Origin of the sequence: Xenorhabdus littoralis (genome assembly GCF_033949345.1) — a bacterium.
Classification (GTDB): Bacteria; Pseudomonadota; Gammaproteobacteria; order Enterobacterales; family Enterobacteriaceae; genus Xenorhabdus; species Xenorhabdus littoralis.
Window position 1 is genome coordinate 21,448 of sequence record NZ_VCDP01000007.1, and the last position, 23,986, is coordinate 45,433.

Annotated in this window: 3 protein-coding genes (1 of these 3 cut by a window edge); all 3 read right to left on the reverse strand. The window is 52.8% G+C overall.

Annotation, left to right across the window (positions count from 1 at the left end; translation table 11 throughout):
• Tightly spaced (each overlapping or abutting the next), the 3 genes in view from FE394_RS02865 to FE394_RS02875 form a layout consistent with a single transcriptional unit that may run on beyond the window.
• Entirely contained in the window at nucleotides 1–14,940 is a 14,940-nt protein-coding gene (locus FE394_RS02865) for a non-ribosomal peptide synthetase (RefSeq protein WP_319924900.1), read from the reverse strand.
• On the reverse strand, nucleotides 14,937–21,707 hold the full coding sequence (locus tag FE394_RS02870; protein ID WP_419836293.1) for an amino acid adenylation domain-containing protein: 6,771 nt from the start codon (nucleotides 21,705–21,707) through the stop codon (nucleotides 14,937–14,939). The genes FE394_RS02865 and FE394_RS02870 overlap by 4 nt, the downstream gene beginning before the upstream one ends.
• Nucleotides 21,707–23,986, reverse strand: partial view of a non-ribosomal peptide synthetase gene (locus FE394_RS02875; RefSeq protein WP_319924901.1) — the 3' end only. It continues 21,174 nt past the right edge of the window; only the last 2,280 of its 23,454 coding nucleotides appear in the window; its start codon lies beyond the right edge, outside the window; the stop codon is at nucleotides 21,707–21,709. Before FE394_RS02875 ends, FE394_RS02870 begins: the two co-directional genes overlap by 1 nt.

Genomic DNA, 23,986 nt, shown 5'->3' on the forward strand with positions numbered 1-23,986 from the left:
TTATTTAAGTAATGGATTGTTTATATAATTTAATTTTTGCCATAGCTGAGTTATTAATTGATCGACCTGCGGCGAGGACAACATAGTCATGTGATTGCCGGGTACAAGTATGGTATTGAGTTGGGCAACATGAGTACGCCACTGGGCTTCGCGCTTCCTCCTCTCGTCTGTGTCTCCTTTTTCTGCGTTGATCAGATGAACGAGTCCCTCATAACGGGTCTGGGGCTGATAACCCGTGTTCAGGTTGGCCTGCATAACACGAATGATACCTTGTAGCAGTGATATTGGCGTTTTCGCGGGGAAAAGGCCGGCTTTCACTAATGCACTCTGTAAACTCTGTAAACTCTGTAAACTCTGAGTCTGTTCATCCAGATCCAGATTATCAAAACCTTGTCTCGTGAGCGGAAGAGGTTGGTCTAGTATCATATTGTAGATATCGATCAACTCCATTATCGTCTCAATGCTGTTGTACGACTTGAGGGCGCGGCCTTGCTGGTCAGGCTCATCGGTATCAATAAGAATGAGGTCGGAGACGACTTCCCCTTCTGCTTGTAATTGCAACGCTATTTCAAAGGCGATCCAACCACCAAAAGAGTGACCCAGCAGGTGGTAAGGGCCATGCGGTTGGATTTGGCGGATGGTCTGGATATAGGCATGAGCCGCACCTTCGACGCTGGCATAAGGGAAATTGTGCTCAGCAGTAAAGCCACGCGCCTGCAACGCATATATCGGGAGTTGCCGTGGGAACGATAGCGCCAGTTCGAGCAGACTGGAAGGGCTGGCACCCGCACCGGGCATGCAAAATAGCGGCGGTATCGATTGAGAGCCCAGTTGAATGATAACGCGTGGGTCAAAGGCCGGAACGGCCCGCAGATGTCCGGTGATTGAGTCCGCCAGATGGTTCAGTAAAGGTGAGCGCATGATGGAGAAATGCGTCCCGCCGATCCTGTGGAGTATGGAATTATGACTGACCACATTGTGCCAACCGCGCCATCTATCCCCGTTGTTTAACTCATCTGCGGTATAGAGGTGGACAGGCAAGGATGATTTTGGTGCGATATAGTCTTGACCCAACTGTGTAATCATTTCAGTGGAATACAGGCGGAGGAGGATATCCTCGCGCGTGATACCTGTCGGCAACCATTGGTGCTCAATGCAGTAATCAATAACCTGCTCCAGTTCAGTGAATTTATGAAGCGCTTCCAACGCCGGCTCGTCGTTTATTCCCTGTTGAGTAAGCAGTGAATCAATGATTAGCTCAATCCGTTTTGCTTCCTGATTTACCGATTGCCCGATTGCGGTTTCTCGGTCGGTATTGTCTGTTTCAGAGCCGCTATCGGTATGATTATAGGAGTCAATCATGCCGAGGAACTCGACTGTCTCACCATCGTTCATGAATTGTTGAGCCATCTCATAGGCAATCAGACCGCCGATTGACCAGCCCGCCAGACGATAAGGCCCTTGCGGCTGGACACGACGAATTGCCTGAATATGGCAGTCAGCAAGTGCTTCAATTGATGCCGGCGGATGTTCGAGTGTATGGATGCCAAGCGCCTGCAATGCATAAACGGGCAGTTCAGGAGGCAGTAAAGCAGCCAGTGGTGAATAAACAAGAGGGTCACCGGAGGCTTCATGCACGAAGAACAAAGGTAACAAAGAGCCTGTCGGGCTGAGTGGAACAGGGTTTTCATCAAACGGTGATATTGGCATGATAACGTGCTCACTGATGATTGAAGCCAGATTACATAACGTAGGATGTGCAAACAAAGCGGTCAGTGGAACTTCCATATTTTGTTCACGCATGCGATTCAATAATTTTACCGCGAGCAACGAGTGACCACCAAGTTCAAAAAAGTGATCATGACGGCTGATTCGTTCCAATTCCAGTAAATCTTGCCAAATCCGTGCCAGCGCGATTTCGGTTTCACCGATTGGGGCTTCATAACGGTGTGCCACAAAGGCGGAGGAGCCGGGGGCAGGGAGTGCCTGACGGTCGAGTTTTCCGTTAGGTGTCAGCGGGAAAGTCGCTAACATGACAAAGGCGCTGGGTAGCATATAGTCAGCAAGATGCCGGGTAAGCTGCTGGCGCAGTTCCGCGGGCACGAGTTCAACCCCGGCCTGAGGGAGCAGGTAAGCGACCAGCCGTTTTTGTCCCGCCTGATCTTCGCGGGCCAGCACCACCGCTTCACGCACCCCGTGGCATTGTTTAAGTTTTTCTTCGATTTCTCCGGGTTCGATCCGGAAACCGCGCAATTTAATCTGAAAGTCATTTCGTCCGAGATATTCGATGTTGCCATCGGCGAGCCAGCGACCCAAATCGCCAGTCTTATACATGCGCGCTGTCGGTACGCCGGAGAAGGGATCTGGCAGGAAGTATTCAGCCGTCAGTTCAGGACGGTTCAGATAACCACGGGCAACGCCGTTGCCTGCAATGTAAATTTCACCTGCGACTCCAAGAGGGGCGGGCTGGCCGTATGAATCGAGGATATAAATCCGGGTATTGGCAATCGGGCAACCAATCGGAATAGAACGCGTGACATCGACAGGAGAGGCAATCGCATAGGTTGCGGCAAACGTTGTGGTTTCCGTCGGGCCATATCCATTGATCAAATGTGCGGGTTGTGACTCAGCCAACTGTACCTGCCGGACTTTCCTTGGGTCGAGGACATCACCACCGATAATCAGGTAACGCAATTGCCCAAATAAGGGGCTGAGCGTTTCGAGATATTCGTTGAACAAGCCGGCCGTCAACCAGAGAGCGGTCACATTTCCCCTGATCAGCGAATCGCAGAGACGCACTGGATCGAGCAGTACAGATTGTGAAACCACATGCAGACGCCCGCCGTTTAACAGGGCAGACCAGATTTCCCACGTTGATGCATCAAAAGCTGTATTGGCGCAATGGGCAACGCAGTCATCAGGGCTAATTTCAGCAAAACCACTATTAATGATGAGACGAAGCACGTTGCGGTGCTCGACCATCACGCCTTTGGGCTGGCCGGTTGAACCTGACGTATAGATCACACAGGCCAGATGGCGCGATGTCAGCCCCAGCGCACGGGCATCCGGGTTATCATTCGGTTGGCTCTCCAGTAACGTTTTCTGGGCGTCAAGCACAATCACAGGCACAATCACAGGCACAGGCACAGTTACGGGCATAGTTACAGATATAGTTACAGGCATAGTTACAGACATAGTGCCGGGGAGTCTGCCGAGCTGGGCTGTCTGGGTCAGCACCACCACAGGCGCCGCATCTTCAAGCATGTAGGCCAGCCGTTCGGATGGATAAGCGGGATCGAGCGGCACATAAGCACCACCTGCCTTGAGGATAGCAAGTAATCCCGTCACCATGTCGAGACTGCGTTCAAAGCAGACTGCCACCCGATCATCCGGACGTACTCCCAACGTAATCAGATGGTGCGCCAGACGATTGGCGCGCTGGTTCAGTTCGCCATAACTCAGCATTTCATCTTCAAACACTACTGCCGGCGCATCGGGATGCTGTGCTGCCCGAGCTTCAAAAAGCTGGTGGATCAGGGCGTCTTGCGGGAAGTCCGCCTGAGTGGTGTTGAAGTCTACCAGCAATTGTCGTTGTTCTGACTCCGGCAGCATCGGCAGGGTGGCAATGATTTGTGTTTCATCAGTGACCATCGCCGCCAGTATTTTGGCTAAATAACCAACCATGCGCTCAATCGTTGTCCGGTCAAACAGATCAGAGGCATATTCCAGAGCACCCGCCAAACCTGTTTCGGTTTCAACCAGTGATAACGTCAAATCAAAATGGGTACTGTGGTGCGTCTGTTCAAATGGACTGAGTTGTAGCTCAGGTAATGCCAATTCTTGAGCTGGTGTGTTGTTCAAAGCCAGCATCACCTGAAAAATCGGGCTGTAGCTCAGATTGCGCTCGGGCTGGAGTGCCTCCACCACTTGTTCGAAGGGAAGATCCTGATGAGTATAGGCGGCAAGCGCCCGTCCCTGAACCTGCTCAAGCAGATCAGCCACGCTGAGGTCATGATTAAAGGTGACACGCAAGGCCAGCGTATTAACAAAGAATCCTATCAGTCCCTCAAGCTCATGATGTGGGCGATTGGCAACCGGCGTACCGATGACAATATCGTCCTGACCACTGAGTCGGGCGAGGACGATACTCCACGCACTCAGCATGGTCATGAACAAGGTGCTGTTGTGGCGCTCCCCGAGTGCCTTAAGTGATGCCAATAACGGAGCATCAAGGTGGAAAGAAACCTGATCGCCGGCATAAGTCTGCACCGTTGGGCGAGGCCGATCGGTGGGAAGCGTCAGTAAGGCAGGGGCATTCTCAAGTTGGGCGCACCAGAAATCACGTTGTGCCGCAAGAGCTGTTTCTGTTAACTGCTCATGTTGCCAGACGGCATAATCAGCATATTGGATGGGCAGAGGAGGCAAAGGATCATCAAGACCATCAATCGCCGCGCGGTAGAAAATGCCCAGTTCACGGACCAGTACGCTAATTGACCAGCCGTCTGTAATGATGTGGTGCAGGGTGAGCAGTAATATATGCTCTTCATCCGCCAGATGCAGTAATTGGCCGCGAATCAACGGGCCTCGGGCAAAGTCGAAGGGAGTTTGGGTTTCTTGCTCGGCGAGTTCGGTAACATGCTGAGTATGCAAGGTCGGATCAAGCTGTCGCAGATCATGGCAGGAGAGGGCGAACCCGATATCGGCGGGGTCGATCTGCTGGCAAGTTTGTCCTTCAGCGAACCCTTCAACGAATACAAAACGAGTGCGCAGGCTCTCATGACGAGCCACCAGACGATCAAGTGCAACAATTAAAGCATGACGATTGAGCGAGCCGCTCAAACGCAGTGCCGCAGAAAGGTGATAGGCCTGACTGGCTGCCGGATCAAGCTGTCCCAAGAACCACAGACGTTGTTGGGCAAAAGACAAAGGCAATGGCTGGCTGCGGTCAGCCGTTGGAATGAAAGCCTGTGTTGTCGTGGCAATAGTTGAGCCAATAGTTGAGCCAATATCAGTCAGCGCGTGAGCCAATTGCATCAGGACAGGCCGGGCAAAGAGCTGCTGTAACGGCAACTCTCGCGCCAGCGTCTGACGTATGCGGGCAACAAGCTGGACGGCAAGCAGAGAATGCCCCCCGAGTTCAAAGAAATGGTCATGGCGACCCACTTGCTCCACTCCCAGCAACGTTTGCCAAATCTGCGCCAGTACCACTTCCTCTCTACCGATCGGGGCAGCATAACTGCGCGTGATCACGGAAGATAAATCCGGTGCCGGAAGTGCTTTGCGATCAAGTTTGCCATTCGGCGTCAGCGGGAAGGCTTCAAGCGTGACAAAGGCACTCGGCAGCATATATTCAGCCAAATGTTGTGCCAGTTGCTGCCGAAGTTGCGCGGGCACCAGTTCTGTATTGGGTTCAGCGAGCAGATAAGCGACCAGACGTTTATGGTTTGATTCATCTGCGCGAGCCAATACAACGGCTTCACGTACTCCGTGACACCGCATGAGTTGTGCCTCTATCTCCCCCGGTTCAATGCGGAAGCCACGTAATTTGATCTGAAAATCATTGCGGCCAAGATATTCGATATTGCCATCGGGCAGCCAGCGGCCCAGATCGCCGGTTTTATACATACGGGCATTCGGGAATGAGGAGAACGGATCGGGGAGGAAACGTTCTGCGGTGAGTTCGGGGCGATTCAGATAACTGCGGGCTATCCCTGTGCCAGCGATATGGATTTCTCCCGTTGCGCCAAGAGGGACTGGCTGGCTGCATTCGTCAAGAATATAGATTTTAGTGTTGGCAATCGGCCGCCCGATAGGGGGAAGCAGAGGCCATTGTTCACGTTGTTCGTGATCCCTGCTCAGGATATATGCCGTGGCGACGTGGCTTTCCGTCGGGCCATAGTGATTGTGCAACCGACAATCACCGGCCCGTTGCAGAAAACGCTCAATGGCAGGAGTGATGCGCAGTTGCTCCCCGGCGGTAACAATGTGAGCCAGACAAGAAAAATCATCCTTACTGTGGTCAGCGGCTTCGGCAAGCTGCTGGAGAGCGATGTAAGGAAGAAAAATGCGATCAATCTGTTTTTGCTGAATCAACCGGAGAAGCTGCTGCGGCTCCCGCCGCAGAGTTTCATTAATCAAGACCAGACACCCGCCTTCACCCAGTGTCGTAAATATTTCCTGAAAGGTGACATCGAATCCCAGTGCGGCAAATTGCAGAGTCTTACCCGTTCCGACAGGCTGTGACGGCGCATGGCGATGCCATTGCAGCAAGTTTGACAAGGCCGCCAGTGGCATTTCCACGCCCTTGGGCAATCCGGTCGAACCTGACGTGTAGATCACATAAGCCAGATGGTGTGGAGTCAGACCCAGAGCCTGTGTATCCGGATTGTGAGTGGGTTGTTCCATCAGGGATTGTGCCTGATCTTGATCATCAAGCAACACCGTAATGTGGCCGGCTGAGGAGACGGCGCTGTTCAGCGTATCGGCGAGGGCATTCTGGGTGAGCAAGGCCACTGGCGCGGCGTCTCTGAGCATATACGCCAGCCGGTCGCCGGGATAGGCCGGATCGAGGGGCACATAAGCACCTCCCGCCTTAAGGATGGCGAGTAATCCGACGACCATATCAAAACTGCGTTCAACACAAATCGCGACCCGTTCATCCGGACGTACGCCCAGCGAGATCAGATAATGCGCCAGTTGATTGGCACGATGATTGAGTTCGCCATAGCTCATTGACTGATGTTCAAATACCACGGCAGGCGCATCGGGATGCTGCGCTGCCTGAGCTTCAAACAAAGGATGGACTAAGGTATCTTTCGGGTAATTTGCCTGAGTCTCATTGAAACTCACCAGCAATTGTTGCCGTTCCGCTTCCGCCAGCATGGGCAGAGCGGCAATGGGTTGAGTCTCGTCCGCACTCATTGCTGTCAGTATATTTTTCAAATAGCCGATCATCCGTTCAATAGTCGCAGAATCGAACAAGTCAGCGGCATAGGACAGCGAACCCACCAGACCTGCGTCGGTTTCGGTCAGTGATAACGTTAAATCAAAAAGCGCACCATGATATGCCTGTTCAATGGATGTGAGCTGTAAACCGGGTAACACCAGTTTCTGGGCCGGCGTATTGTTCAGCGTCAGCATCACCTGAAATATTGGGCTGTAGCTCAGGCTGCGTTCGGGCTGCAATGCTTCCACGATCTGTTCGAAAGGCAAATCCTGATGGGCATAGGCAGTGAGAGCCTGTTCCCGAACCTGTGCAAGCAGATCGGCGACATTGAAGGTATCGCTGAATCTGACACGCAAAGCCAGCGTATTGGCAAAGAAACCAATCAATCCTTCAAGTTCATGGTGCGGACGGTTGGCAACGGGCGTACCGATGACAATATCGTCCTGACCACTGAGACGGGCAAGGACGATGCTCCACGCACTCAGCACAGTCATGAACAAGGTCGTGTTATGACGCATCCCCAGCTCTTTAAGAGATGCCAATAACGGGGCATCAAGGGAGAAAGCGATTTGACCGCCGATATAGGTTTGTACCGATGGCCGTGGTCGATCGGTAGGCAATGTCAGTAAGACAGGAGCGTCCTCAAGCTGGGTACGCCAAAAATCGCGTTGCGCTGTCAGGGCCGCTTCCTGTCGGCTGTCACGTTGCCAGACGGCATAGTCAGCGTATTGAATAGGCAGTGGTGGCAGGGGATCATCATGGCCTTCAAGGGCCGCACGGTAGAACATCCCCAGCTCGCGTACCAACACACTGAGAGACCAGCCATCAGTGATAATGTGGTGCTGAGTGAGCAATAGTACATGCTCCTCACGGGTCAGTTGCAGCAGTTGACCGCGAATAAGCGGCCCTTGGGCTAAATCGAAAGGCGTCTGCGCCTCTTTTTCGGCGAGCTTGGCGATCTGGTTATCGCGCAAAGCCGGATCAAGCTGCCGCAGGTCTTGGTATGACAGGGAAAAACGGCTGTCAGTTGGGTCGATATACTGGCAGGGTTGTCCTTCAATCGAGACAAAACGGGTGCGCAGGCTTTCATGGCGTACAACCAGACGATCCAACGCAACCGTTAAGGCGTGGCGATCAAGCGAACCATTCAGGCGCAGTGCCGCAGGAATATGGTAGGCCTGACTGGCTGCCGGATCGAGCTGACCCAAAAACCATAAACGCTGTTGGGCAAAGGACAAAGGCAGACGTTGGGTGCGATCCGCCACGGGAATGGTAGTCTGGGTCGTGGTGGCAACCTCAGTCAGTGTATGAGCCAGCATCATCAGGACAGGCTGGGCAAAAATCTTCTGTAACGGCAGTTCTTTCGCCAGTGACTGACGTATGCGGGCAGAGAGCTGAACGGCAAGCAGGGAGTGACCACCCAGCTCAAAGAAATGGTCATGACGACCCACTTGCTCCAGCCCTAACAAGTCTTGCCAGATCTGCGCCAACACGGTTTCTGTTTCCCCGACGGGGGGGACATAGCGGTGAGTGACAACGGAGGATAAGTCAGGCGCAGGAAGTGCCTTGCGATCCAATTTGCCATTCGGCGTCAGCGGGAAAGTGTCGATCGTCACAAAGGCACCGGGCAGCATATAATCGGCCAGATGTCGGGCGAGTTCCTGACGTAATTCCGCAGGCTTCATTTCAAAGCCATTTTGTGGCCGCAGATAGGCAACTAAACGTTGTTGTCCGGGCTCATCTTCACGGGCGATAACGACGGCTTCCCGTACTCCGTGACACAGCACGAGCTGAGCCTCAATTTCACCCGGTTCAATCCGGAAGCCGCGAATTTTGACCTGAAAATCATTGCGGCCGAGGTATTCGATATTGCCATCCGGTAACCAGCGGCCAAGATCGCCGGTCTTGTACATACGGGCATCGGGATGTACAGAAAACGGGTCGGGAAGGAAACGTTCCGCCGTGAGTTCGGGGCGATTCAGATAACCACGGGCAACGCCGCTGCCGGCAATATGGATTTCGCCAGTCACGCCGAGGGGAACGGGACGAGCGTGAGCATCGAGAATATAGCTCTGGATATTGGCGATGGGTCGGCCAATGACGGAGGCGTCCGGAATGCCGGGTTCAGCGGAATATTCATACCAAGTGGCATCCCCGTTGATTTCGGATGAGCCATAGAAATTCAGTAACCGGAGCCAAGGACATTCGGTCACAATCTGCCGTGCCAGTTCAGGCGCAAGCCGTTCCCCGCTGCAAACCAGCGTCCTGATTGATTTCAGGCTGTTACCCCGATCCTGTATCAAAAGTTTCAATAGTGAGGGAACGACGACCAAATAGTTAACGTCAAAACGTTGCAAACCTTCGGCGAAACGGGCGGGATCTCTGATTTCATCATTGTTGAAAACGACCAGCTTGCCTCCGGCCAGTAATACGCCTAATACCTCAGTCATCGAATCGAAAAAACTGATACTGGTTTTTAACGCTCCCACCAAAGGATGCGCCACGATATCACCGACAAACCATAACAACCGGTTGCACAGGGTCTGGTGATTAGTCATGACCCCCTTGGGCAGACCCGTTGAGCCTGAAGTGTAAACAACATACGCCAGATGGTGTTCTGTCAGACCGGGGATTTCAGGATTGTGATCAGGCCGCATGTCCATGACTGATGCCTGGGCATCAAGCAGGATTACCGGCACGGATGCGCCCGTAGTAGAGCCGGTGCCGATAAATATATCGTGCCACGCTCTTTGAGTCAGCAAAACTACCGGTGCTGAATCCTCAAGCATATAGCTCAGCCGCTCGGCGGGATAAGCCGGATCAAGCGGTACATAAGCCCCTCCTGCCTTGAGAATGCCAAGCAGACCCACCACCATTTCCAGACTGCGTTCGACACACACCGCTACCCGATCATCCGGCCGGACACCCGATGCGATTAAATGATGTGCCAGCCGGTTGGCGCGGCGATTCAGTTCGCCGTAGCTGAGCGACGGCTCTCCCGACATGATGTCTTTGCAAACAATGGCAATAGTGTCGGGATGGCGCGCGGCTTCGGTTTCAAATAGCTGATGAAGCAGCCCATGTTGCGGGAAATCAACCTGTGTGGCGTTGAAATCCACCAGCAGTTGTTGCTGTTCCAGAGCAGGCAAAATAGAGACTTGCAGAATGGGACATTGCGGATTGTGGATCAGGGCATCAATTAAGCCACTGATGGCGGTGACCAGATAGTTGACCATTCGTGCCGGGTCGATTCCGTCTACGGTTTGGGCCATCAAATGGAAATTTGTTCCTAAATCATCGACTGTCAAAGAAACCGGATAGCTGGTTTGCTCCTTGGCAGCCAGAATACGCATACCTGTCCAGACGGCGTTAACGGAGTCTGTTTCGCTGACCTGACTGTGGCGATAATTCAGCAAAGCACTGAACAGCGGCATGGGTTTTGCCACGCCACTGCACCTTTGCGCCAGTGACAACGGAGCCTGTTCATGTTCCAGTAACTCAGTCAGATTGCGATAGGCGGCCTGTACCACATCCTGCACACTGTATCCGTCCAGAGAAATTCGTATCGGCAGGGTATTGATAAACATCCCCAATATTCTGTTGATTCCCGAACCGCCCTGCAAACGCCCCAATAACACCGATCCAAAAACCACATCGTCACGTCCGCTGGTCTGCGCCAGTACCTGCGCCCAGGCGACATGGAACAGGACACCGGGACTGACGCCCAGACGACGGGCCTGAGATCGGATAGCCTTCGCCAGAGTTGGTTCAATCGGGAGCCGGGCTTCATGGAGAGAACCGCTATCGCTTTGTACCGTGAGTATCCCGAATGGGGCGGTAGGTTCAGTAACGTCAGCAAATTGGCGACGGAAATAATCCTCATGTGCTGTGGTCGGCATACTTAAAGTCTGGGCAATGAAGTTGCGGTAAGGCAGTGCTGCGGGCAGCATTTCGGCCTCTTCCTGCAACACTTGGGCTATTTCGGCGAAAATCAGCTCCAGTGTCATATGGTCGCTGACCAGATGGTGAAAACGCAAAGACAGCAACCATTCATTCTGTGCCGGTTCGAAGGCAATATCAGCGGCAAACAGCGGCGCACGGTTCAGGTCGAGACGATGCCGGCGAGGATCAGTGTACGCGCGTAGCTGAGAGGCGACATCGTGCGTTGTGGCAGGCGTGAATAAATTGACAGGCAATGAAGCCTGACGCCAGACCACCTGAACAGGCCGGGCCAGATCCTGCCAATAGACGGAAGTGCGCAGGATATCATGGCGATTGATGACGACTTGCAGGGCATCCAAGAAGAGATCAAGACGCTCGCGGGTATCGAAAGCGAGTATGCTTTGCAGCAGATAATCGTCACCTTGTGTCTGCAACAAATGCTGGAACAGGATACCCTCCTGCAACGGTGCCAGCGGATAAATATCCTGTACATTGCTTACCCCGCCGGGGAGGGTGTCCGTAATGGCGTTGATTTCGTTTTGGGACAGCGAAACCAGTGGCAACATATCAGGTGTGATTGCAGGGCAGTTTGCGGATATAAGATTGGGTGGCACGACAACATCGTGAGTATCGTCCTGATATAGCAAAATGGTTTTTGCCAGTTCGCTGAGGACAGGTGCCGCGAACACACTGCGCACATCAAGCCGCCAGCCGAGATTGTGCAGTTGCTCAATAAGGCTGACGATCATCAGCGAGTGCCCGCCCAGTTCAAAGAAATGGTCATGACGCCCGACTTGCTCTAATTTCAGTAAGTTCTGCCAAACCCGGGCTAAAGCGGTTTCAACTTCTCCGGTTGGTGCTTCATATCCGCGAGCGATCACAGCAGAGGAATCAGGCGCAGGGAGTGCCTGACGGTCGAGCTTGCCATTGGGCGTCAGCGGGAAAACGTCGAGCATGACAAAAGCGCTGGGCAGCATATAGTCGGCAAGATGCTGAGTAAGTTGCTGGCGGAGTGCCGCCGGCGTCAGCTCAACACCCTCCAGCGATCGCAGGTAAGCAACCAGCCGTTTCTGACCCGGTTCGTCTTCGCGTACGATAACGGCGGCTTCCTGTACACCTTCACACTGCATTAACTGCGTTTCGATTTCGCCGGGTTCAATGCGGAAGCCGCGCAGTTTAACCTGAAAATCATTACGTCCGAGATATTCGATATTGCCATCGGGCCGCCAGCGCCCCAAATCGCCGGTTTTATACATACGGGCATCCGGAGATGATGAGAACGGATCGGGGAGGAAGCGTTCAGCCGTCAGTGCAGGACGATTCAGATAACCACGGGCAACACCCGCGCCGGCAATATGGATTTCACCGCTGACGCCAAGGGGAACAGGCTGCCCTGACGCATCCAGAATATAGATCCGGGTATTGGCAATCGGACGACCAATATGATGAACAAAACCTGTCGCCCGATTCATGCGTGTCCAGGTTGAATAGGTTGTTGTCTCAGAAGGGCCGTAGAGATTGCATACATTCTGTACGGCAGAGCGGGCAAACAACTGTTCAACGATATAAGGTTTCAGGGCTTCCCCCCCTAAATTGACTGTTCGGATGCCCGTGGGGATTGCGTGTGCCTCAAGTAAATGTGCGATGGCTGACGGCACGGTGTTAATAAGGCTGATTGCTTGTTTTTCCGGAGACAGTTTTTCCGGAGCCAGTTTTTCCGAAGACAGTTTTGCTGGCGAAAGTTTTTCCGAAGACAGTTTTGTTGGCGAAAGTTTTACCGAAGAAGGCTCTGTGGAGGATCGCTCTGTAGCCATTAATGACAGGGCATCGGGGACAACATGAACCGTGCCGCCAGCAACCAGTGGCACAAAACACTCGTATATGGCCAAATCAAAATTCAATGATGTTGCGAAAAGAGTATGAGCCAGTTCCTCGGCGCCGAAATTCTGTTGCGCCCAAGTCAGGAAGTTCACGGTATTACGGTGAGCGATTGCCACTCCTTTAGGCAATCCGGTCGAACCCGAAGTGTAGATCACGTAAGCCAGATGGTTTGATGTCAGACCCAGCGCCTCAGCATCCGGATTATCAGTCGATTGCACCTCAATGAATGCTTCTTGTTTGTTGAGGATATGGTTGTTGAGGATATGGTTGTTGAGGATGTTATCGATTAACACCGTCGAGCCGGAGCCAGCCAGTTTATCCGCCAGTCTTTCTTGGGTAATACGCTGGGTAAGAAGCGCCACCGGAGCAGAATCTTCAAGCATATAGGCCAATCGTTCAGCCGGATAAGCGGGATCGAGTGGAACATAAGCGCCACCCGCTTTGAGGATGGCAAGCAATCCCACGATCATTTCCAGATTGCGTTCGGTACAAATTGCCACCCGATCATCCGGCCGGACACCCAATCCAATCAGATGATGAGCCAGACGGTTGGCGCAGCGGTTCAGTTCGTCATAGCTGAGCGCCTGATCGCCACAGATTATCGCGGTGGCATGGGGCGTTTGCGTAGCTTGCGCTTCAATGAGTTGATGGATCAGGACATCCTGCGGGAAATCGGCCTCAGTCGCGTTGAATTCCACCAGCAGTTGTTGTCGCTCGGCGTCTGATAACATCGGCAGGCTTGCAATAGATTGTGTTGCATCATCCGCCATTGCTGTCAGTACTTGCTTCAAATAACTGATGATGCGCTTTATCGTTGAAGCGTCGAACAAATCAACGGAATACACCAGCTCACCGAACAGACCTGCATCGGTTTCGGTCAGCGATAACGTCATATCGAAGTGAGTACTTTGGCGTCGTTGTTCAACGGGAGCGAGTTGCAGACCCGGTAATGTCAGGGTCTTGGCGGGTGTGTTATTAAAGGCCAGCATCACCTGAAAAATGGGGCTGTAGCTCAGGCTGCGTTCGGGCTGGAGTGTTTCCACCACTTGTTCAAAGGGCAGATCCTGATGGGCATAGGCAGCCAGCGACCGTTCGCGGACTTGTGTGAGCAGATCAGCAACACGGGGGGTATCACTCAATGTCACGCGCAAGGCCAATGTATTGACGAAAAATCCGATTAACCCTTCAAGCTCGCGGTGCGGGCGGTTGGCAGCGGGCGTACCGATAACGATATCATCCTGTCCGCTGAGTCGGGCAAGAACAATACTCCAGGCCGCCAGTACGGTCATAAATAACGTTGTGTTATGACGTTGGCCGAGTGACTTAAGGGAGCCCAGTAAATTGGCATCGAACTGAACAGGCTCTTGACCACCGCTATACGTCTGTACCAGCGGGCGTGGCCGATCCGTGGGCAGATCCAGCAAGGCCGGGGCACCTTCGAGTTGTGTACGCCAGAAATCACGTTGTTTGGTCAGAACCGCGCCTTGTAACCACTCTCGTTGCCAGACGGCATAATCGGCATACTGAACGGGCAGTGGCGGAAGCGGATCATCATGATTGTCGAGCGCAGCACGATAGACCTCCCCCAGTTCATGCACCAGCACACCAATCGACCAGCCATCCGAGATTATGTGGTGTTGGCTGAGCAGCAATACATGCTCGTCATCTGTCAGTTGCAATAGCTGACCACGGATCAGCGGGCCCTGAGCCAGGTCAAAAGGCGTCTGTGCTTCAAGAGTGGCCAGTTCAGCGATGTGACGAGAGAGTGTTTCTGAGTCTGACGGCCGCAGATCTTGATAGGACAAGGCAAAACCGATGTCAGCGGGATCAATGTATTGGCTGGGTTGGCTCCCGATAAGCACAAAACGGGTGCGCAGGCTTTCATGACGGGCGACCAGACGATTGAGTGCCTGAATCAGGGCATCATGGTTAAGCCGGCCGGTTAAGCGCAGCGCCACAGGGAGGTGATACGCCTGACCGGCAGCGGGATCAAGTTGGTCAAGGAACCACAGGCGCTGTTGGGCGAAAGACAGTGGCAAAGAAACCACATCGCGGGCTACTGGTTTGATTGGCGGTCGCGTCTGATGCTTCCGGGTTTGTAGCTGTTCCCTGATTTTCTTTTTTAAAACCGCACGTTTCAGATTATTGAGTTCCATTTCATTACTCATCATTTGTTACTGTCTCCGCCTAAAATTGCCATTAATTCTTCTGTTGACATTAAATCAAGTGAGTTTTCGAGTGATTCCATCTCGTTTTCTCCCAGCGCATCCATTTGGGCCGTTAAAATAATGTCGGCCTGTTTGGCTAATTGCGGGAAAATAAATAACGAAGAGATGGGAATGTCGATCAGAAATTCGTCTTGTATGCGAGTTGCCAATTGCACAAGCATCAGTGAGTGACCACCCAGTTCAAAGAAATGGTCGTAACGGCCGACGTGTTCCAGTCCCAATAAATCCTGCCAAATCTGCGCCAGCATAATTTCTTCGTCACTGTCCGGTGCTTCATAACTGCGTATGACCACAGCGGAAGCATCCGGGGCAGGGAACGCCTGACGATCCAGTTTGCCATTGGGGGTCAGCGGAAATACGTCAAGGGTGACAAAGGCACTGGGCAGCATATAGTCAGCAAGATGCCGGGCGAGTTGCCGCCGCAGTTCAGCCGGCACCAGTTCAGCCCCATCCTGCGGCAGCAGATAGGCGACCAGCCGTTTCTGGCCTGCGGAGTTTTCAGTCTCTTCACGAGCAATCACTACCGCGTCATGTACACCGTGGCATTGCCTCAGTCTGGCTTCGATTTCGCCGAGTTCGATACGGAAGCCACGCAGTTTGACCTGTAAATCGTTGCGACCCAGATATTCGATATTGCCATCGGGCAGCCAGCGACCCAGATCGCCGGTTTTGTACATGCGTTCATCCGGCTCCGGGGTGAAGGGATCGGACAGAAAACGCTCGGCCGTCAGTTCAGGACGATTCAGATAGCCACGGGCAACACCAGCTCCGCCGATATAAATTTCTCCGGTAACGCCGATTGGAACAGGTCGGCCACGGGAGTCCAGAATATAAATTTGGGTATTGGTGATGGGGCGGCCAATCGGGATTGAGCGATTAATATCAACCAGCGACTGAATGGCATAAGTCGTGGCAAACGTCGTCGTTTCGGTCGGGCCATAGCAGTGAATCAAGTGTGCGGGTTGTAACGCCGCTAATTGTACATTCCGGATTTTACTTGGATCGAGGACATCACCGCCGGTAAGCAGATAACGCAATTGTCCGAACAAAGGCTTAATTATTTCGAGATATTCGTTGAACAAGCCAATAGTCAGCCAGAGAACAGAGATTTTCCCTTTGATCAGCGAATCACGGAACTGAACCGGATCGAACAGAACGGATGATGAAACGATGTGCAAACGCCCGCCATTGAGCAGGGCAGACCAGATTTCCCACGTTGATGCGTCAAAAGCCGTATTCGCACAATGGGCAACGCAGTCGTCAGCAGTGATATCGGCATAATCATTATTGATAATCAGCCGGTTGACGCTGCGATGCTCAACCATGACCCCTTTGGGCTGCCCCGTTGAGCCGGAAGTGTAGATCACATACGCCAGATGACGGGATGTCAGCCCTGATGCCTGAGTATCCGGATTATGGCCCGGTTGCCCCGCCAAGAGCGTGCCCTCAATATCAAGTGCTATCACATCAAGTGCCACCACGGGGACGGAGACAGGCACAGCGCCGGACAATTTTCCCGTCTGGGTTGTCTGAACCAGTAAAACCACGGGCGCGGAGTCTTCAAGCATATAGGTCAGCCGTTCGGCCGGATAGGCCGGATCGAGCGGAACATAGGCCCCTCCGGCCTTGAGAATACCCAGCAAGCCAACGACCATTTCCAGACTGCGTTCGGCACAAATGGCGACCCGATCGTCCGGTTGCACACCCAGCGCAATCAGGTAATGCGCCAGACGATTGGCCCGATGATTCAGTTCGCCATAGCTCAGCGTTTGCTCTTCAAACACGACGGCAATCGCATCAGGACGGTTTGCCGCCTGAGCCTCAAAAAGCGAATGGATCAAGGCATCTTGCGGGAAATCCGCTTGGGTAGCGTTGAAATCTACCAGCAATTGTTGTCGCTCTGTCTCCGGCAAGATCGGGATATCCAGAATCAATTGTTGAGGATGGTGAGTCAGGGCATTAACCAAACCACTTATGGCTGTCAGCAGATAATGAGTGACACGGGCCGGAGAGATGCTGGCCACCGTTTGGGCGGTCAGATAAAAGTCAGTCCCGAAATCATCTACCGATAAGGTCATTGGGTAGTTGGTTTGTTCTTTGGTTGCGAGAGTACGTATACCTGACCAGAGAGCATTGGCCGTGTTTGTGTCACTGGGTTGGGAATGACGGTAATTGAGCAACGCACTGAACAGCGGCGTGGATTGCGCCACACCGCTACATCCCTGAGCCAGCGCCAGCGGTGCCTGTTCATGCTCCAGCAGCGTCATTAAATGATGGTAGGTGGCTTGTATCACGGCCTGTACACTACGCTCAGCCAGAGAAACGCGCACTGGCAGCGTGTTGATAAACATTCCCAGTATCTGGTCGGAACCGGCCCCGCCCTGTAAACGTCCCAATAGCACGGAACCAAAGACAACATCATCGCGCCCGCTGGTTTGTGCCAATACTTGTGCCCACGCGGTATGGAACAACACACTCGGGCTGACTTTCAGACGGCGGGCCTGAGTCCGGATAGCCTCTGATAAAGCAGGATCGAGAAGAAGGCGGGATTCTGCGATGGGTTTATCGTGGTCATCGTGGTCATCGTGATGCGGAATAGAAAGCACACCAAACGGTGCGGTGGGTTCGTCAATATCGGCAAGTTGGGAACGGAAATAGGCTTCATGCTCTTCGGTGGGTACATTCAGAGTCCGGGCAATAAAATTGCGGTAAGGCAACGCCTTGGGCAGTGCTTCTGCATTTCCCTGCAAAATCAATGCAATTTCAGCGAAGATTAGCTCCAATGTCATATGATCGCTGACCAGATGATGAAAACGCAGAGCCAGTAGCCATTCATCCTGTACCGTATCATGGGCAATATCAGTGGCAAATAACGGTGCCTGGTTCAGATTGATACGATGCTGGTGCGGATCAGTATGAGCCTGTAGCTGCGCGGGAATATCGCTTTCTGTGGCTGGAGTGAAGAGGTTGATCGCCAGAGATGCCTGACGCCAGACTACCTGAACCGGTTTTTCCAACCCTTGCCAATAAACAGCGGTGCGCAGAATGTCGTGGCGATCAATCACTTGCTGCAAAGCACACAGAAAGCTATCAAGACGATGACGGCTATCGAACGCGAGCAGACTCTGTAACAGATAGGTATCTCCCCGGATCTGCATTAAATAATGGAACAGAATACCTGCCTGCAACGGTGACAGCGGGTAGATATCCTGCACATTATTTGCTCCGCCGGGGATGGTATCCATGATGCTGTCAATCTCAGACTGAGAGAGTGATACCAACGGCAGCATATCGGGAGTGATGGCAGTACAATCATCGGGAATCAGGTTGGCGGGCACAACAAACGTGTCGGTGTGACTTTGGCGTTGAATAGCCTGCGCCATATCAATCAGGACCGGTGAGGCGAATACACTGCGTGCGTCAAGCTGCCAGCCGATACTGCGGAGCTCTTCCATCAGACTGACTATCATTAACGAATGACCGCCCAGTTCGAAAAAATGATCGTAGCGACTGACTTGGTTCAATTTCAATAAACTCTGCCAGATTTGCGCCAGCGCGATTTCGGCTTCACCCGTTGGCGCTTCATAATCACGGGATACCACCGCCGATGAATCAGGGGCAGGTAATGCCTGACGGTCGAGTTTGCCATTCGGCGTCAGCGGAAAATGATCCAATGTCACAAAGGCACTGGGCAGCATATAGTCGGGAAGATGTTGGGCGAGTTGCTGACGCAGTTCAGCCGGAATTAATTCAATACCTGTCTGAGCCAGTAAATAAGCAACCAGACGTTTTGGCTCCGTTTCATCTTTGCGAGCCAGCACCACCGCGTCGCGCACTCCGTGACATTGCCTGAGTTGGTTTTCGAGTTCACCCAATTCAATGCGGAAGCCACGCAATTTAACCTGAAAATCATTGCGGCCCCGGTATTCAATATTGCCATCCGGCAACCAGCGCCCCAGATCCCCCGTTTTGTACATGCGCGCCTCCGGTGCTGAGGAGAACGGATCAATGAGGAAGCGTTCAGCCGTCAGTTCAGGACGATTCAGATACCCACGGGCAACACCGATTCCGGCGATATATATTTCACCTGTGACACCGAGGGGAACAGGCTGGCCATACGGATCGAGAATATAAACCCGGGTATTGTTAATTGGCTGACCAATAGGAATAGAGCGGGTCACATCAATGGGGGACGCAATAATATAGGTTGTGGCAAACGTTGTGGTTTCCGTCGGGCCATAGCCGTTAATCAACGTGGCCGGCCGGGATCCAGCTAACTGAACCTCCCTTATTTTGCTTGGATTAAGGACATCACCCCCGATAAGCAGGTAGCGCAATTGACCAAGCAGGGGTTTGAGGATCTCAATATATTCGTTGAATAAGCCGACTGTTAACCAGAGGACAGTGACTTTTTCTTTGAACAGTGCATCACGGAACTGTACCGGATTGAGCAGCAGGGATTGTGAAATCACATGCAGACGCCCACCGTTTAACAGGGTGGCCCAAATTTCCCATGTCGATGCGTCAAAGGCAATATTGGCACAATGGGAAACGCAGTCGTTCTCACCAACAACGGCATAAGCACTATTGATCACCAACGAATTGACACTGCGGTGCTCAACCATCACGCCTTTGGGTTGCCCCGTCGAGCCGGAAGTGTAGATAACATAGGCCAAGTGACGAGAGGTCAGTCCCAATACTTGTGCATCCGGATTATGCTCCGGTTGTCTCTCCCATAACGTATTCTGCGTGTCGAGCACAATCACAGGGACGGTGCCGGATAACCTCTCCAGCTTCCCGGCCTGTGTCGTCTGGGTCAGTAATACCACAGGTGCGGAATCTTCCAGCATATAGGCCAGCCGTTCCGCCGGATAGGCCGGATCGAGCGGTACATAGGCTCCGCCAGCCTTAAGAATACCGAGTAAACCCACGACGGCTTCGAGACTGCGTTCGAGACAAATGGCGACCCGATCATCCGGACGCACACCCTGCGCAATCAGGTAATGAGCCAGCCGATTGGCGCGCCGGTTCAGTTCGCCATAACTGAGCGTCTGTTCTTCAAATATGATGGCGATAGCGTCAGGGCGACGTGCTGATTGCGCCTCAAACAGTTGGTGAATCAATGCGTCTTGCGGGAAATCCACCTGAGTCGTGTTGAAATCTACCAGCAGTTGATGTTGTTCCGATCCCGGCAACATCGGCAGGGTGGAAATAGACTGCCTTTCATCATCAACCATCGCCGACAATACATTGGTTAAGTAGCCGACCATGCGTTCAACGGTCGCGGAATCGAACAGGTCAGTGGCATATTCCAGATCACCGGCTAAACCAGTCTCGGTTTCGCTCAGTGATAACGCTAAATCAAAATGCGCGCCACGACGTTTCTGTTCAATCGAAGTGAGTTGCAAACCCGGCAATGTTAGTGTTTGGGCCGGCGTGTTGTTCAGAGCCAGCATCACCTGAAAAATGGGGTTGTAGCTCAGGCTGCGTCCGGGCTGGAGTGCTTCCACTACCTGTTCGAAAGGCAGATCCTGATGGGCATAGGCGGCAAGCGCCTGTTTTCGTACTTGTGCCAGAAGGTCAGCCACATTGAGATCGTCATTGAATCTGACCCGCAAAGCCAGCGTATTGACGAAAAACCCAATCAATCCCTCAAGATCATAATGCGGACGATTGGCGACAGGCGTACCGATAACGATATCGTCCTGACCAGTGAGTCGGGCAAGCACAATACTCCATGCACTCAGCACGGTCATAAACAGGGTCGTATGATGGCGCTGTCCAAGCGCCTTGAGTGATGACAATAACGAAACATTAAGGTGGAAAGCGACATGATCCCCCGCATAGCTCTGTACCGCCGGACGTGGCCGGTCGGTAGGCAGCTCCAGTAAATCCGGAATACCCTCAAGCCGGGCGCGCCAGAAATCACGTTGTTCAGTAAGGCGCGTTCCTGGCGACTGTTTTTCTTGCGACTGTTTTTCTTGCGACTGTTTTTCTTGCGACTGTTTTTCTTGCAACTGTTTTTCTTGCAATAGTGCATGTTGCCAGACAGCATAATCCGCATACTGAACGGGCAGTGATGGCAGGGAAACCTCATGACCATCAAGGGCTGAGCGGTAGAAATCGCCCAGCTCACGCACCAGAACACCGATAGACCAGCCATCAGTGATAATGTGGTGCAGGGTGAGCAACAGCACATGCTCATTATTGGTTAATTGCAGTAATTGACCACGGATCAGCGGCCCCTGTGCCAAATCGAAAGGGGCTTGCGCTTCAAGATCGGCAAGTTCAGCTACGCGGCTATCGTGCAAAGCCGGATCGAATTGGCGCAGGTCATGATAAGACAGGGCAAAACCGATGTCAGCGGGATCAATATGCTGGCAGGGCTGGCCTTCAATGAAGGCAAAGCGAGTACGCAGGCTCTCATGGCGGGCTATCAGGTGGTTAAGCGATGTAGTCAGCGCCTGACGGTCGAGCTGACCGCTGAGGCGCAGTATCACAGGCAGATGATAGGCGAGACTGGCCGCCGGATCGTACTGACAGAGAAACCATAACCGCTGTTGCGCGAAGGATAACGGTAATGGCTGTTTCCGATCGGCCTGCCTGATTAATAATTGCTGCTGAGACCCACGGGATTTCAGTTGTGCTTCAATTCTCTTTTCCAGAACAGCACGTTTTAACTCTTCAGGATTCATGTTCTTTCTTTCCATTATCTGCCGTCTCCGTGGGTATTTTCTTCGCCTAAAATAGCCATCAATTCCTCTACTGACAGTGAATCGAGGTCGCTTTGCATTGACTCAACTTCGTTACCCCCTAACACACTCATTTGTGCTGAAAGAATGATCTCAGCCTGTTCCATCAACGTGGGTGAGTTGAACAGTGAAGTCAGGGGGATGTTGACCAATAATTTGTTTTGTATACGGGTGATCAGCCGCACGACCATCAGTGAATGACCGCCGACTTCAAAGAAATTGTCGTGGCGACTGATACGTGTCAGGTTTAACAATTCCTGCCAGATCTGCGCCAACAGGGTTTCGATTCTTCCTTTCGGAGGCTCATATTCATGGGTTGCTACCGCAGATTCATCCGGCGCAGGAAGCGCCTGACGATCGAGCTTGCCATTGGGCGTTAATGGGAAAGCGTCAAGTATCACGAAAGCACCGGGCAGCATATAGTCGGCAAGTTGCTGCGCAAGCTGCTGACGCAACTCGGCAGGCACCAGCTCCACACCGTCCAGAGGCCGCAGATAAGCGATCAGGCGTTTCTGGCCCGCGCTGTTTTCATCCGTGCTGTTTTCATCTGCATTGTTTTCATCTGCATTGTTTTCATCTGCGTTGTTTTCATAAAAAGCGCCTTCGCGGACAAGAACGATGGCTTCAAGCACACCGTGACACTGTCTGAGTCTTGCCTCAATTTCGCCCAATTCAATCCGGAAACCCCGCAGTTTGATTTGAAAATCATTGCGGCCGAGATACTCAATATTGCCATCCGGCAGCCAGCGACCGAGATCCCCCGTTTTATACATGCGTCCATCCGTCTCTGAGGAGAACGGATCGCTCAGGAAACGTTCAGCGGTGAGTTCAGGGCGGTTCAGATAACCCCGGGCAACACCGTCGCCGGCGATATGAATTTCTCCGGTTACACCAAAGGGAACGGGCTGACCATAATCATCCAGAATATAAATCCGGGTATTGGAAATCGGTCGGCCGATCGGAATAGAGCGGGTCACATCAACCGGAGAGGCAATCGTATAAGTGGCGGCAAACGTTGTGGTTTCCGTCGGGCCATAGCCGTTAATCAAGGTGGCCGGCCGGGATTCAGCTAACTGAACCTCCCTTATTTTGCTTGGATTAAGGACATCACCCCCGATAAGCAGGTAGCGCAATTGACCAAGCAGGGGCCTGAGTGTACCGAGATACTCGTTAAACAAACCCACGGTCAACCAGAGGGCACTGACTTGTCCTTTGACCAGTGAATCACAGAAACGCTCAGGGTCGAGCAATACGGATTGCGGAACCACATGCAGACGTGCGCCGTTAAGCAGGGCAGACCAGATTTCCCACGTTGATGCGTCAAAAGCAATATTGGCACAATGGGCAATGCAATCATCGGCACTTATATCAGCAAAACCATTATTGATAATCAGCCGAAGTACGTTGCGATGTTCAACCATGACCCCTTTGGGTAATCCGGTAGAGCCAGAGGTATAAATCACATAGGCCAGATGGTGTGACATCAGCCCCTGAGCCTGCCTGTCCGGGTTATGGGACGGCTGTTCTGTCAGAAGCGATTCTTGGTCATCAACTACGACGGTAGGAACAGAACAAGAGAATTTGTCCGCTTGCGTTGCCTGAGTCAGCAAGACCACGGGGGCTGAATCCTCAAGCATATAAGCCAGCCGTTCGGTTGGATAAGTCGGATCGAGTGGTACGTAAGCGCCGCCGGCTTTGAGAATAGCAAGCAGGCCGACAATCAGACCCGGACTGCGTTCGATACAGATTGCCACCCGATCATCCGGCTGTACACCCAATGAAATCAGATGGTGAGCCAGTTGGTTAGCACGGCGGTTCAGCTCGCCATAGCTGAGGGTTTGCTCCTCAAATACAATGGCGGTGCTATCGGGATGGTGCGCCGCCTGCGCTTCGAACTGCGGGTGGATGAGTCCGTTTTGCGGGAAATCGGCCTGAGTCGCATTGAAATCCACCAGTAATTGTTGTCGCTCCGGGGCTGGCAGAATGGAGATATCCCGAATCAATCGTTGTGGCTCATGAATCAGCGCATCAATTAAACTGCTAATGGCGGTAGCCAGATAGTGGATGACGCGGTCAGGGTCAATACCCGCAACCGTCTGGGCAGTCAGCCGGAAACGGGTGCCCAAATCATCCACTGACAGGGTGATCGGATAATTGGTTCGTTCCTCTGCTGCCAGAACGCGCATCCCTGTCCAAACTGTGTCAGCGACCCCGGATTCATCAGATTGACTGTGGCG

Bases quoted from the DNA above. Each gene is read 5' to 3' on its own strand.
- FE394_RS02865 (WP_319924900.1), bottom strand. From the start codon at position 14,940: ATGATGAGTAATGAAATGGAACTCAATAATCTGAAACGTGCGGTTTTA.
- FE394_RS02870 (WP_419836293.1), bottom strand. From the start codon at position 21,707: ATGGAAAGAAAGAACATGAATCCTGAAGAGTTAAAACGTGCTGTTCTG.